This is a genomic window from Pseudomonas sp. HMWF032, from assembly GCF_003060885.1.
Taxonomy (GTDB): Bacteria; Pseudomonadota; Gammaproteobacteria; order Pseudomonadales; family Pseudomonadaceae; genus Aquipseudomonas.
On the sequence record NZ_QAIG01000006.1, the window covers coordinates 227,178 to 240,593 of the forward strand.

The window sequence follows — 13,416 nt, forward strand, 5'->3', positions numbered from 1 at the left end:
TCAGCCCCGAATCCTCGACCATGTAGCTGAGGCGCTCACGCGGATAGTCAGGGTCCAGCGGCACAAAAGCGCCGCCGGCCTTCAGCACCGCCAGCATCGCCACGATCATCGCATTACCGCGCTCCAGCGAGACGCCGACACGGGACTCCGGCTGTACGCCGTGGGAAACCAGCAGATTGGCCAGTTGGTTGGAGCGCGCCTCCAGCTCGGCAAAGGCAATCCGCTCGCCGCCATGCACCAGGGCGATGGCTTCGGGGCGCAGACGCGCCTGCTCGGCGATCAATTCAGGCAACAGACGCGAAGCATCGAAGCTCTGCCGCGACATGTTCCACTCGGCCAGCAAGCGGCGCTCACCCCTGCTGACCAGCTCAAGCTCGCCCAGCGCCGCCTGCGGCGCACTGGCGAAACCATCGAGCACTTCGAGGAAGCCGGCGATTAGGCGTTCGATGCTGCTTTCGGCGAACAGGTCGGCGGCGTAGGCGAAGTTGATCGACAGCTGGTCGCCCTTGTCGCGCACCGCGTCCAGGGCCAGGTCGAAAGGAATCTGGCTGGACGGCACCTCGTCCAGCGCGGTCTCGATGCCCGGCAGCCAGTTGGCTGCCAGCGGGTGCTGGCGCCGGTAGTTGAACGCCACCTGGAACAGCGGCTGCTGGCCCAGACTACGGCTCGGCGCCAGTTCTTCCACCAGGCGCTCGAAAGGCATTTCCTGGTTGGCCTGAGCTTGCTTCAAGCCGACGCGGACCTGACTCAGCCAGTCCGTTACCGACTGCTCAGGACGTGGTTCGGCCTTGAGCACCAAGGTGTTGACGAAGAAACCAAGCAGGCGCTCGAAACCCTTGGCACGGCCGGCCACTGGCACGCCGATGCGCACTTCACGCTGGCCGGACAGGCGCGCCAACTGCAGCTGCAGGGCCGCCAGCAGCACAGTGAACAGAGTCGCGCCATTGGCCTTGGCCAGGTCGCTGAGACGCTCCACCAGAGCTGGCTCCACCTGCAGCGTGCGGTAGGCGGCACGACGCGCGGCCTGGGCGCTATGCGGGAAGTCCGGAGTCAAGCTCAGCGGCGGCTGCTCGCTGCCCAGGCGCTCGCGCCAGAAGGCCATCTGCCGGGTGCCCGCCTCGCTATCGAGCCAGTCGCGCTGGCCCACGACATACTCGCTGTATTGCACGGGTTGCGGCGTCATGACCGGCTGGCGATTCTGCAGGCGGGCACGATAGAACTCGGCCATTTCCTCGACCATCACCCGCACCGACCAGGCGTCGGAGATGATGTGGTGCATGCCCACCGCCAAGGCGTGGCTGCTCTTGCCGAGGCAATACAGGGTGCAGCGCACCAGCGGCCCCCGGGTCAGATCGTACTCGGCCTCGATGAAAGCACGCGCCAAAGCCTCAAGGTGATCGTCGCCGCCTTCCAGTTCGATGATCTCCAGCGGCATCGAGCCGGGAGGCAGCACGGCTTGCTGGGCCAGGCCATCCTGCTCGCGGAACACGATGCGCAGTGCCGCATGGCGAGCGTAGACCTGATCCAGTCCATGACACAGGCTATCCAGATCCAGGGTCCCCTCGAAGCGCAGCAGGCCGCCAATGTTGTAGGCGGTGCTGCCGCTTTCCAGGCGGCTGAAGAACCACAGCCGCTGCTGGGCGAAGGACAGCGGAGCCCATTGCAGGGCAGCAACGGGCTGGCACTCGGTTTGCGCGTTCATCAACACTACCTCGCAGGCATTGGCCTAGGCGCTCAGGGGCGCACCGGCCGCCTCGCGCTGCAACAGGCGCAAGGCATGGAATTCGATCAGGGATAGCCACTCGTCTTCCTGAAGCCGTAGGTAGGCGTGATCGCCTTCCAGCCACTCCAGAGTGAAAGCACGGCGACTTTCACGCCTCCAGGCGCACAGGACTTTCGTTCAGGCTGAAGTCCGGCGCGCCCACTACACGCAAACGCTCGACAGCCTCTCTCGACACGGATGGCACTGAGCCACGGGCAAGTCGAAGTCGTGGCGTAACACGCCGCGAAAACGCCAAGCTTCAGTGAGGCGCTCCACCGATTTGTAAGTGGACCCTGGCACTACTTGAACTTGGCAGAGCAGCAGCATTAAACATCCATCGCCTCACGTAGGCTGCGCGGGCGCATGTCAGTCCAAACGCTGGCGATATGCGCTAAACAGGTAGGCTTGTCGCCGCGCACACCCGCATCCTGCCAGCCAGCGGGGACTGCTTTGTAGGCTGGCCAAATGGCGTATTGCTGTTGGTCATTGATAACCACCAGGAAGGTAGTTTGCGGATTATCCAGGCTCATTCTCAGTACCTCGCATATGCCAATCGAATTGGCTCGCCTTAAAGACGAATAAGGTTGCTAATAGTTTTTATTTAACTGCAAATTACGGACGAGCGAAGCTCTCGCCCGAAGGCGCTTTAAACTTCAACTCATAGGGGGGCGCCGACTACTTCGGCATTTGCGCGATCAGCTATCTCCATGACCGCATCGCGCGTGGCACGTTCGCGGGCCTGGCCGCTGAGCTCGTACAAGCGGCCGCCATCCATTTTGAGGAGTCGGTCGGCCTGGTCGAAGTAATGGTCGTCATGGGTGATGGCAATGATTGTCTTACCGGCCGCTTTAAGTTGCGGCAGTAACTCGCGGTAAAACAGGCGACGGAACAACGGATCCTGGTCAGCCGCCCATTCGTCGAGGATCAGAATATCTCGATCCTCCAGCATTGCCAGAAGAAGGGCCAGGCGCTTGCGTTGGCCTTGGGAGAAACGCGTACCGGCTAACCGGCCGGCAGAGAAGCGTATCTTGCGGCGCAGTCGTAATTGATCCAGCCAGCGCCCCACCAGAGACTCATCCACCTCCTGACCGAGCGGCCCAAGCAGGCGTGAGAACAGATGAAAATCAGTGAACACGCTAGCGAACAACTGGCGATAGGCCTGCCACTGTTCAGCCTGCACTGGCTGACCGTCGAGACGAATCTCCCCGGCACTCGGCCGGTGCAGCCCCGTCAACAGGCGAGCCAACGTCGATTTTCCGCTGCCATTGCCGCCGACCAAGAACACCAACTCGCCGCGATACAACTGCAGATCAATGGGACCCACATCGAAGCCTGCTTCACCACCATCACCCGGATAGCGATACTCAACACCCGCCAACTGGAGGCATTGCCAGTGGGCCGGACTCGGTAGCCTGGCTATCTCCGAAGTTTCGGCAGCCAATTCCAGAGACTCGAGCTTACCAAGTGAGATGCGCGCGGCCAGCAGGCTGGGCAGCGCCGCCACGGCCGCGACCATGGGAGCGCGCAGAAACAGCACAGTCAGGGCAAAGGTGGCCGCGACGCTGGCTTCGGCCCAGCCCAGACCGCTGGCACAGAAGAACACCAGTCCAATGCTGCCAAGCACCATGCAATTGGCCCAGTTACCCGCAAGGCCGTTGAAGATATCCGCACGGGTGACATTGTCGCGATAGACCTGGGCGTCGCGATCAAACTCCTCGTCGAACAGTAGGCGCGCGCGATCTCGGTTCAAGGCCAACTCTTTGCGACCATCAATAATCGCCTGGTAATCCTGGTACAGATGATCTTCGGCCTCGCGTAATAGCCGTATGTGCTTATTGACCTTGCCGACGAAGAACCAGCCCACCAGAAGGGTTAAACCCAGCCAGACGGCGGTGATACCGAACAGCGCAGGCGACAGCCAGGCCAAGTAGCCGAATGCAGCGATGCTAAGGATCAGGCCATAGACCAGCTCCGGCATATGCACAAAGGCGATGGTGATGTTACGGATATCGCTCGATAGGCTAGCGAGAATCCGTGCACCACCGATTTGCTCCAGTCGCTCGATATCAGTATCCAGAACTCGACGCACCAGGTTGCGACGCAGGCGATACACGAAATGATGCCCGAGCCTGTGCAAGGCCACCTGCCCTCCACCCGCGCAAGCCAGCAGCAGTGTCAGTAATCCAATAAAACTTATAAGTGTCAGTCCCAAGTCATCTTTGACCCCGATAAGGCGCAAGTTGATAAAAGCAATTACGCCAACACTAAGAACGGCGCTGCACAGACTGAGCAACATGATGCCAACTAATGGCAGGCGATTATCACGGAACAGTAGTTGGAGCAGTTTCATAGGGTCAGGTCCGGAGTGAAAAATAAACACGCGTCATGTCGCGGAGGGCTCAAGGCGACTGCGGCAATGATCAAGGGCGTCACGCAGGAGAAAATGCACCAGGGTCGGCGAGGCGCTTAAGAAAGTAGCTACTTCGCGCTGACTGTAGCCCTCCAATTGGCTCATTGTGAACACAGCTCGGGTGCGCTCCGGAAGTTCGTCCAGCACCCGTTGCAAGCGCTGCCACTGCAATTGACCGATGGCTTGCTGCTCTGTACCGGATTGCGGTACCAGCAGTGCATCCAAAGAGTCCTCGTCATTGCTGTAGCGCCCCTCCAGAGCCAAGCGGCGCAAACGATCAATAGACAAATTTCGCACCATACGGAAAAGGTAGCGCAGCGGCTCCTCAATGGTATTGCGCTCAGCACTTTCCAAGAGTTTAAGAAAGGCATCCTGCACTACATCCTCGGCACGAGCTCTGCAACCGAGCACGCCACGGGCAGCATCAATGAGGATATGTCGATGCTCACAGTAGATAAGCTCCAACTCCTTTGTACGAATGTTGGCGTCCATCCATGTCATAGATGCCGCCTGCTTTCCCAAGCTGTAGAACGTCCCCACCGATCTATCCTCGGCTACTATGTGACTCGCATGTTAATGATAATAATTATCAATACAAGCCCTGTATTCGAGAAATTTGCACCACCTCTGAGAGAACAGTGAATCGCCCCGGGTTTCGTGGAGGCCTCAACTCTTGAGAAGATGAGGCTATAAAAAAGACCACGACCTACTCCCCTGAAGTCCGTGAACGTGCCGTGCGCATGGTTCTGGAGCATCTGAACGATTACCCCTCTGAGTGGGCGGCCATCGAGGCCATAGCGCCGAAAATCGGCTGTGCCGCGCAAACCCTGCATGGCTGGATTCGCCGTCACCAGACCAATACCGGTCAGCGTCCCGGACCGACCACCGAGGAGCGCGAGCGCCTCAAGGCTCTGGAGCGTGAGAACCGCGAGTTGCGCAAAGCCAACGAGATTTTGCGCCTGGCCAGTGCGTATTTTGCCCAGGCGAAGCTCGACCGCCGCACCAAGTCCTAAGGGCATTTGTCGACCAGTATCGTAACCGCCTCGGGGTCGAGTCGATCTGCCGTGTCTTGCAGGTCGCCCCGTCCGGTTACCGCAGACACGCGGCGCAGCAGCGCAACCCGGCACTGCGCTGTTGCCGTGCTCGACGCGATGACACGCTGATCAAGGAAATCCAGCGCGTATGGGACGCGAATATGCAGTGCTATGGCGCAGTGAAGGTCTGGAAGCAGCTCCAGCGAGAAGGCATCGAGGCAGCCAGATGCACGATGGAGCGACTGATGCGTCGAGCCGGATTGCAGGGTATCAGGCGCGGTCAGGTCGTGCGGACAACGGTGGCCGGGGACAAGGTACTGTGCCCGCTGGATCGTGTGCAACGCCAGTTCCATGCCGACCGCCCCAACCAGCGGTGGGTGTCGGACTTCACGTATGTGTCGACCTGGCAGGGCTGGCTGTACGTGGCGTTTGTGATTGACGTGTTTGCGCGGCGGATCGTCGGCTGGCGAGTCAGTACCCGCATGAGGACGGACTTCGTACTGGATGCTCTGGAGCAAGCCCTGTATGCCCGTCAGCCGCATCGCACGGGTGGCCTGATTCATCACAGTGCGTGGCAGCCAGCCCAACACAAACGGTCACCAGAAACGGCCTTTTTGGGCCACGCCCAAAATCATCGCCCATAAAAAAATCCAGTCACCGTTAAGTGACTGGATTTTGTAGGGTTTTTGGTCGGGACGGAGTGATTCGAACACTCGACCCCTTGCACCCCATGCAAGTGCGCTACCGGGCTGCGCTACGCCCCGACTGTGCTTCCGTGTTACTGGAAGCGGTGAGGACTCTACAATAAGCTGCTGAATTGTGGAAGTTTTTTTTACTTCCGTAGCATTATTTGCGAAGCACTAGCAGTACATCCTCAAGCTCGGCAATCATCTGCTTGATGAGCTGTTTGTATTGCGTGTTGTCATCTTTTGCCTCATCACCCGAGAGACGCTGACGCGCTCCGCCAATGGTGAAGCCCTGATCATACAACAGCGCGCGGATCTGACGAATCATCAGCACATCCTGACGCTGGTAGTAACGCCTATTACCACGCCGCTTAACTGGATTGAGCTGTGGGAACTCCTGCTCCCAGTAACGCAAGACATGTGGTTTGACAGCACACAATTCACTCACCTCACCAATGGTGAAGTAGCGCTTGCCGGGTATCGCGGGCAGTTCGTCGTTATGACTTGGTTCCAGCATACGCCTCGACCCTGGCTTTAAGTTTCTGGCCTGGACGGAAAGTCACGACACGGCGAGCCGTGATCGGGATTTCCTCTCCTGTTTTTGGATTGCGACCGGGGCGCTGACGCTTATCGCGCAGATCAAAATTACCGAACCCCGAGAGCTTGACCTGTTCGTTGAGCTCCAGCGCTTGGCGGATTTCTTCAAAGAACAGTTCCACCAACTCCTTGGCTTCCCGTTTATTCAGGCCCAGCTCTTCATACAGACGTTCCGCCATCTCAGCTTTCGTCAGAGCCCCCATACGCTACTTCCTTAACGTGGCGTTGAACCTTTGTCCCAGGGAGGTGAGAATATTTTGCGTTGTGGTACTCACCTCGTCGTCATTAAGAGTGCGCGATGGATGTTGCCAGGTCAAGCCAACAGCCAGGCTTTTTCTATGAGGATCAATGCCTTTACCGTGATACACGTCAAATAGCTTGAGGTCAGTTAACCACTCGCCAGCTGCGTCACGAATAGCGCTGAGCAGATCCTGCGCGGGGACGTCACGATCAACCAGTAATGCAAGGTCGCGCCGCACTTCAGGGAACTTGGACAGCTCCTGGAATTTCGGCATCACACCTTGAGTGATCTCACTTAATACCAGTTCGAACATGAACACGGACTGATCCAACCCCAGCACCTTGGCAAGCTCAGGATGGATAGCGCCGAAGAAGCCAACAACGCGACCTTCCCGCTCAATTCGAGCCGTCTGCCCTGGATGCAATGCAGCATGTTCGCCTGGCACGAATGCAAAACTGCCACCCGCACCCGCACTGGCCAGCAACGCTTCGACGTCCGCCTTAACATCATAGAAATCTACGCCATCACGCGCATGCGCCCAGCCTTCCGGCAAACGCGTGCCGCACACAATCCCTGCCAGCATGGGCTCTTGCTTCAACCCTTCAAGCTGGCCAACAAACCGCAGGCCACTCTCAAAAAGACGGACACGCGCCTGCTGACGATTGAGGTTGTGCTGCAGCGCTTTGACTAACCCGGGCCATAGCGAGGAACGCATGGCCGCCATGTCGGCGGAAATCGGGTTGGCCAGCAACAACGGCTGAATGCCGGGGCTGAACAACTCAAACAACTTGGGATCAATAAAGCTGTAAGTGATGGCCTCCTGATAACCGCGTGCGACCAACAGACGACGCAAGGCGGGCAACTCGACGGAGGCTTCGGCTTTGGCTTGCGGAGCCAGACGCGCTTGCGGATAGCGAACCGGTAAGCGGTTATAGCCATACAGACGCCCCAGCTCTTCGATCAGATCGACCTCCAGACTGATGTCAAAACGATGGCTCGGCACACTGACCTGCCACTGACCTGCACCTTGAGCGGTTACGCCCAGCCCCAACGCGGCAAGAAGACGCTCGACCTCGGCGCCATCCATTTCCATGCCCAACATCTGACTGATACGCTCGGCACGTAAAGTGATCGGCGCGACGTTCGGCAGATCTTCGGCGCTGGTCACCTCAATGATCGGGCCGGCTTCACCGCCGACGATATCCAACAGCAGCGCAGTAGCACGCTCCATTGCATTACGCGCCAGCTGCGAGTCCACACCCCGCTCGAAACGATGCGAAGAGTCGGTATGCAAGCCATAGGAGCGCGCCTTACCAGCCACAGCGATGGTGTCGAAGAATGCGCTTTCCAGGAACAGGTCAGCGGTTTTACCGCTCACACCGCTATGTTCGCCCCCCATCACGCCGGCGATGGCCAGAGCGCGCTCGTGATCAGCTATCACCAGGGTGTCGGCACGCAGGCTGACTTCCTGGCCATCCAGCAGAACCAGTTTTTCACCCTCTTCCGCCATGCGCACGCGGATACCGCCATTGATCTCAGCGAGGTCGAAGGCATGCATCGGCTGACCGAGTTCCAGCATCACGTAATTGGTGATGTCAACGGCAGCATCGATGCTACGAACATCGGAACGCCGCAGGCGCTCGACCATCCACAACGGGGTAGGTTTGGACAGATCGACGTGGCGAACAACGCGACCCAAGTAGCGCGAGCAAGCTTTGGAGGCAAGCACTTCGACCGGACGCACTTCATCATGAGCTGCGGCAACCGGAGCAACCGAGACGGGTGCTACCGATGCACCGTAGATGGCACCCACTTCGCGAGCCAGACCAGCCAACGACAGGCAGTCTCCCCGGTTGGGGGTAAGACCGATTTCGACACTGGCATCGTCCAAGCCCAGATACACACGAATATCCTGACCAATCGGAGCATCAGCCGCCAACTCCATGAGGCCGCTGTTGTCTTCACTGATTTGCAGCTCGGAAGCCGAGCAGAGCATCCCCTGGGACTCCACGCCACGCAGTTTGGCCTGCTTGATTTTGAAGTCACCCGGCAACTCAGCGCCAATCATGGCGAAGGGAATCTTGATACCGGCGCGGGCATTGGGCGCACCGCAGACCACCTGGAAGCTGGCGCTGCCATTGCTGACCTGGCACACGCGCAGTTTATCGGCGTCGGGGTGCTGCTCGGCGCTGAGAATTTCACCCACGACAACACCGCTGAACAGACCAGCAACCGGAGTCACTGCGTCCACTTCAAGACCAACCATGGACAGGCGGGCCACTAGCTCATCACGCGAAACAGTGGGGTTCACCCAGCTGCGCAGCCATTGTTCACTGAATTTCATACTGTCTGTTCTCCTGAACCCATTTGATTACGGAATGCGAGGGCACTAGCGAAATTGCGCCAGGAACCGCAGGTCGTTATCGAAGAACAGCCGTAAATCGTTGACGCCATAACGCAGCATGGCCAGGCGCTCAACACCCATACCGAAGGCGAAGCCGGAATATTTTTCCGGATCGATACCCGACATGCGCAGTACGTTCGGATGGACCATGCCGCAGCCCATGACTTCAAGCCAGCCAGTCTGCTTGCACACGCGACAGCCTTTCCCGCTGCACATCACGCACTGCATATCGACTTCAGCTGATGGCTCGGTAAAAGGGAAGAATGACGGACGAAAACGCACGCCCAGCGGCTTTTCAAAGAACACCCGGAGAAACTCCTCGATGGTGCCCTTGAGGTCAGCAAAACTCACGCCCTCATCGACTAGCAAGCCTTCAACCTGGTGGAACATCGGCGAGTGAGTGATATCGGAATCGCAGCGATAAACGCGGCCGGGGCAAACGATGCGGATCGGCGGCTGCTGCGATTCCATGGTACGCACCTGAACCGGAGAGGTATGGGTGCGCAGCAACATATTGGCGTTGAAATAGAAAGTGTCGTGCATCGCTCGTGCCGGGTGGTGGCCCGGAATATTGAGCGCTTCGAAGTTGTGATAGTCGTTTTCGACCTCAGGTCCCTCGGCGATACCATAACCAATGCGCGTGAAGAACTGCTCCACGCGCTCCAGCGTGCGCGTGACAGGGTGCAGGCCGCCAGAGGCCTGACCGCGCCCCGGCAACGTGACGTCGATTTTTTCGGCAGCGAGCCTGGCGCTCAGCGCAGCCTGGTCCAGCATGTCTTTTTTGCTGTTCAGAGCATCCTGAACTCTATCTTTGGCTGCGTTGATCAACGCACCGGCTTGCGGGCGTTCTTCAGCCGAGAGATTGCCCAGGGTCTTCATCACCTGAGTCAACTCGCCCTTCTTGCCCAGATAGTGAACGCGCAGTTGCTCAAGGGCATTCACATCGTCGGTGTGGCTAACGGCCTCAAGCGCTTGCGAGACCAGCACATCCAGATTTTCCATTTACAGACTCCAGATACGAAATAGGGGAAGAGCTTGAAGGCTCTTCCCCTATTGGTGACGTTTAGCACCGGGCGAACCCGGTGATTGTCGGGGACTTAAGCCAGTACGGCTTTCGCTTTCTCGACAATCGCAGCAAACGCCGCTTTTTCGTTCACTGCCAGATCAGCCAGAACCTTACGGTCGATCTCAATGGACGCTTTTTTCAGGCCAGCAATGAAACGGCTGTAAGACAGACCGTTAACACGTGCACCGGCGTTGATACGAGCGATCCACAGAGCGCGGAACTGACGTTTTTTCTGACGGCGGTCGCGGTAGGCGTACTGGCCTGCCTTGATCACAGCCTGCTTGGCAACGCGGAATACGCGCGAACGCGCACCGTAGTAGCCTTTAGCGAGTTTCAGAATTTTTTTGTGACGCTTACGAGCGATAACGCCGCGCTTAACACGAGCCATGAGTAATTTCCTCTATCTTGACCGATTAACGAACGCGCAGCATGCGCGCCACTTTTGCTACGTCAGACGGGTGCACCATGGTGCTACCACGAAGTTGACGCTTACGCTTGGTGGACATCTTGGTCAGGATGTGGCTCTTGAAAGCGTGCTTGTGCTTGAAGCCATTAGCGGTTTTGAGAAAACGCTTGGCTGCACCACTCTTAGTTTTCATCTTTGGCATGTTCGGATACTCCGCATTCAGTTGATAAACATAACCGCAAGGCCTGCCGTGCCCTGGTGGTTACTTCTTCTTTTTGGGGGCGATGACCATAATCAGCTGGCGTCCTTCCATCTTTGGATGCTGCTCAACGGTGCCATATTCAGCAAGGTCACCTTCAACCCGCTTCAACAACTCCATGCCCAGCTCCTGATGCGCCATCTCACGACCGCGGAATCGAAGCGATACCTTGGCCCTGTCCCCATCACTAAGGAAACGTACCAGGTTGCGTAGTTTTACCTGGTAATCCCCTTCCTCCGTCCCTGGACGAAACTTAATTTCTTTAACCTGGACCTGCTTCTGATTTTTCTTCGCTGCCGCAATCTGCTTCTTCTTTTCGAAGATCGATTTGCCGTAATCCATAACCCGGCAAACCGGCGGTACTGCATCAGCTGAAATTTCTACCAAGTCCAGCTTGGATTCTTCAGCAACCCTAAGCGCTTCATCAATCGAGACGATGCCAATTTGCTCGCCGTCAGCGCCAATTAACCGAACCTCGCGTGCCGAGATATTCTCGTTGATCGGGGCCTTCGGTGCAGCTCGTTTATCTTGTCTCATATCACGCTTAATAATGATTACTCCAAATCTTGGCGACCACGCCGGGAAACCGCCTGCGCGAGGAATTCAGCGAATTGAGTGACGGGCATAGAGCCCAGATCAGCACCTTCACGGGTACGCACGGCGACAGTTTGCGTCTCAACTTCCCGATCTCCGATAACCAAGAGATAAGGAACCTTGAGCAAAGTATGCTCGCGGATTTTAAAGCCTATCTTCTCGTTCCTCAAGTCGGACTTGGCACGAAAACCGCTTTGATTGAGAGTTTTTTCCACTTCAAGGGCAAAATCAGCTTGCTTGTCGGTGATATTCATCACCACAGCCTGCGTCGGCGCAAGCCAAGCCGGGAATGCGCCCTCATAGTGCTCGATCAAAATACCGATAAAGCGCTCGAACGACCCCAAAATGGCACGATGCAACATCACGGGCACTTTGCGGCTGTTGTCTTCAGAGACATAGCTCGCCTCTAGGCGCTGCGGCGTGTTTGGATCGTACTGCAGCGTCCCGCACTGCCAGGCACGACCCAAGCAATCAAGCAGGGTGAATTCGATTTTCGGACCATAAAAAGCACCCTCACCTGGCAAGTACTCCCAAGGCAGGCCCGCATCATTCAAGGCATCCGCTAGAGCGGTTTCCGCACGATCCCAGAACGCATCATCACCCACGCGCCTGGCCGGGCGGGTCGACAGCTTCATCTTGATGTCGCGGAAACCAAAATCGGAATAAACCTGAAGGGTCAGCTTGATGAAATCAGCCGCCTCTTTCTTGACTTGCTCTTCAGTGCAGAAGATATGCGCATCATCTTGGGTAAAGCCGCGCACACGCATAATGCCGTGTAGCGCACCGGACGCCTCATTGCGGTGGCAAGAGCCGAATTCAGCCAAACGCAGCGGCAGCTCACGGTAGCTTTTCAACCCCTGATTGAAAATCTGCACGTGACATGGACAGTTCATCGGCTTGATCGCGTAATCGCGACTTTCCGACTCAGTAGTGAACATGTTGTCGGCGTAGTTACCCCAGTGCCCGGATTTCTCCCACAAAACCCGATCGACCACCTGCGGCGTACGGACCTCCTGGTAGCCGTTCTCGCGCTGCACGCCGCGCATGTACTGCTCAAGCACCTGATAGATGGTCCAGCCATTGGGATGCCAAAACACCATGCCCGGAGCTTCCTCCTGGGTATGGAACAGATCGAGGCGCTTGCCAATCTTGCGGTGATCGCGCTTCTCGGCCTCTTCAATGCGCTGGATATAGGCCGCCAACTGCTTCTTGTCAGCCCAGGCCGTGCCGTAAACACGCTGCAGCTGCTCGTTCTTGGCATCGCCGCGCCAGTAAGCACCGGACAGCTTGGTCAGCTTGAACGCCTTAAGGAAACGCGTATTCGGCACATGCGGACCACGGCACATGTCGACGTATTCTTCATGGTAGTAAAGCCCCATGGCCTGCTCGTCCGGCATGTCATCCACCAGACGCAGCTTGTAATCCTCACCACGCGCGGCGAACACATCAATAACTTCCGCGCGCGGGGTTACCTTCTTGATGACGTCGTAGTCCTTCTCGATCAGCTGCTGCATACGCTGCTCGATTGCCGCCACATCATCTAGAGTAAAGGGACGCTCGGAGGCGATGTCGTAGTAGAAACCTTCATCAATGACCGGGCCGATCACCATTTTGGCTGTCGGGAACAGCTGCTTGACAGCATGCCCGATCAAATGCGCACAGGAATGGCGAATAATTTCGAGCCCCTCCTGGTCTTTCGGTGTAATGATCTGCAAGGTGGCGTCGCTTTCAATCAGGTCACAAGCATCCACCAGCTTGCCGTTTACCTTGCCGGCCAATGTGGCTTTCGCCAGACCAGCACCAATGGATTGCGCCACCTCGAGTACGGATACCGGGTGATCGAACGAACGCTGACTGCCGTCGGGAAGAGTAATGATGGGCATGGCGCCTCCTCTCCTAGTGGTGACCTCTACCAAAGGCCACATGGGTTGGGATGAGCCAGTAAGCGATTCGGCGG

Annotated in this window: 12 protein-coding genes, 1 tRNA gene, 1 pseudogene and 1 other annotated feature; of the genes and pseudogenes, 1 reads left to right on the forward strand and 13 read right to left on the reverse strand. The window is 57.5% G+C overall.

Annotation, left to right across the window (positions count from 1 at the left end):
- The 4 genes from DBR00_RS20800 to DBR00_RS10855 form a co-directional block, all read right to left on the reverse strand.
- Window positions 1-1,702: condensation domain-containing protein (locus DBR00_RS20800; RefSeq protein WP_218276614.1), on the reverse strand; the 1,702-nt coding region annotated here is incomplete at its 3' end.
- A gap of 386 nt (window positions 1,703-2,088) precedes the next feature.
- Window positions 2,089-2,292, reverse strand: coding sequence for an MbtH family NRPS accessory protein (locus tag DBR00_RS10845; protein WP_108490660.1), 204 nt, complete (start codon window positions 2,290-2,292; stop codon window positions 2,089-2,091).
- A gap of 128 nt (window positions 2,293-2,420) precedes the next feature.
- Window positions 2,421-4,112 (reverse strand): multidrug ABC transporter permease/ATP-binding protein, encoded by a 1,692-nt coding sequence (locus DBR00_RS10850; protein WP_108490659.1) that lies wholly within the window; start codon window positions 4,110-4,112, stop codon window positions 2,421-2,423.
- 33 nt (window positions 4,113-4,145) lie between these two features.
- On the reverse strand, window positions 4,146-4,673 hold the full coding sequence (locus DBR00_RS10855; protein WP_108490658.1) for a sigma-70 family RNA polymerase sigma factor: 528 nt from the start codon (window positions 4,671-4,673) through the stop codon (window positions 4,146-4,148).
- Between the two features lie 188 nt (window positions 4,674-4,861).
- On the opposite strand from DBR00_RS10855, the pseudogene DBR00_RS10860 reads away from it, so the two are divergent.
- Window positions 4,862-5,775, forward strand: a pseudogene (locus tag DBR00_RS10860) (IS3 family transposase); the annotation flags it as partial.
- Window positions 5,140-5,256, forward strand: a sequence feature (AL1L pseudoknot). Its footprint overlaps the pseudogene before it by 117 nt.
- Window positions 5,776-5,893: 118 nt before the next feature.
- Here DBR00_RS10860 and DBR00_RS10865 read toward each other — a convergent pair.
- The 9 genes from DBR00_RS10865 to thrS form a co-directional block, all read right to left on the reverse strand.
- Window positions 5,894-5,970, reverse strand: a tRNA-Pro gene (locus DBR00_RS10865).
- Window positions 5,971-6,052: 82 nt separating this feature from the next.
- Window positions 6,053-6,409: a MerR family transcriptional regulator gene (locus DBR00_RS10870; protein WP_108489042.1), complete on the reverse strand. Its 357-nt coding sequence runs from the start codon at window positions 6,407-6,409 to the stop codon at window positions 6,053-6,055.
- A complete protein-coding gene (gene ihfA, locus DBR00_RS10875) occupies window positions 6,390-6,692 on the reverse strand; it encodes an integration host factor subunit alpha (protein ID WP_003243414.1) in 303 nt (100 codons plus the stop codon). The genes DBR00_RS10870 and ihfA overlap by 20 nt, the downstream gene beginning before the upstream one ends.
- Window positions 6,693-6,695: 3 nt before the next feature.
- Entirely contained in the window at window positions 6,696-9,074 is a 2,379-nt protein-coding gene (gene pheT, locus DBR00_RS10880; RefSeq protein ID WP_108489043.1) for a phenylalanine--tRNA ligase subunit beta, read from the reverse strand.
- A gap of 45 nt (window positions 9,075-9,119) precedes the next feature.
- On the reverse strand, window positions 9,120-10,136 hold the full coding sequence (pheS, locus tag DBR00_RS10885; RefSeq protein WP_108489044.1) for a phenylalanine--tRNA ligase subunit alpha: 1,017 nt from the start codon (window positions 10,134-10,136) through the stop codon (window positions 9,120-9,122).
- 95 nt (window positions 10,137-10,231) lie between these two features.
- Window positions 10,232-10,588, reverse strand: a complete 357-nt coding sequence (gene rplT, locus DBR00_RS10890; protein WP_040069108.1) for a 50S ribosomal protein L20 — start codon at window positions 10,586-10,588, stop codon at window positions 10,232-10,234.
- Window positions 10,589-10,613: 25 nt separating this feature from the next.
- Window positions 10,614-10,808: a 50S ribosomal protein L35 gene (gene rpmI, locus DBR00_RS10895; protein ID WP_079202156.1), complete on the reverse strand. Its 195-nt coding sequence runs from the start codon at window positions 10,806-10,808 to the stop codon at window positions 10,614-10,616.
- 60 nt (window positions 10,809-10,868) lie between these two features.
- A complete protein-coding gene (gene infC, locus DBR00_RS10900) occupies window positions 10,869-11,420 on the reverse strand; it encodes a translation initiation factor IF-3 (RefSeq protein WP_177479970.1) in 552 nt (183 codons plus the stop codon).
- On the reverse strand, window positions 11,420-13,342 hold the full coding sequence (thrS, locus tag DBR00_RS10905) for a threonine--tRNA ligase (protein ID WP_108489046.1): 1,923 nt from the start codon (window positions 13,340-13,342) through the stop codon (window positions 11,420-11,422). Before thrS ends, infC begins: the two co-directional genes overlap by 1 nt.
- Between the last annotated feature and the right edge of the window lie 74 nt (window positions 13,343-13,416).

Excerpts from the sequence above, each read along its gene's own strand:
- DBR00_RS10845 (WP_108490660.1), bottom strand. The coding sequence starts at position 2,292 with ATGAGCCTGGATAATCCGCAAACTACCTTCCTGGTGGTTATCAATGAC.
- thrS (WP_108489046.1), bottom strand. The coding sequence starts at position 13,342 with ATGCCCATCATTACTCTTCCCGACGGCAGTCAGCGTTCGTTCGATCAC.
- pheS (WP_108489044.1), bottom strand. The coding sequence starts at position 10,136 with ATGGAAAATCTGGATGTGCTGGTCTCGCAAGCGCTTGAGGCCGTTAGC.
- rpmI (WP_079202156.1), bottom strand. The coding sequence starts at position 10,808 with ATGCCAAAGATGAAAACTAAGAGTGGTGCAGCCAAGCGTTTTCTCAAA.
- ihfA (WP_003243414.1), bottom strand. The coding sequence starts at position 6,692 with ATGGGGGCTCTGACGAAAGCTGAGATGGCGGAACGTCTGTATGAAGAG.
- DBR00_RS10855 (WP_108490658.1), bottom strand. The coding sequence starts at position 4,673 with ATGACATGGATGGACGCCAACATTCGTACAAAGGAGTTGGAGCTTATC.
- DBR00_RS10850 (WP_108490659.1), bottom strand. The coding sequence starts at position 4,112 with ATGAAACTGCTCCAACTACTGTTCCGTGATAATCGCCTGCCATTAGTT.
- rplT (WP_040069108.1), bottom strand. The coding sequence starts at position 10,588 with ATGGCTCGTGTTAAGCGCGGCGTTATCGCTCGTAAGCGTCACAAAAAA.
- DBR00_RS10870 (WP_108489042.1), bottom strand. The coding sequence starts at position 6,409 with ATGCTGGAACCAAGTCATAACGACGAACTGCCCGCGATACCCGGCAAG.
- pheT (WP_108489043.1), bottom strand. The coding sequence starts at position 9,074 with ATGAAATTCAGTGAACAATGGCTGCGCAGCTGGGTGAACCCCACTGTT.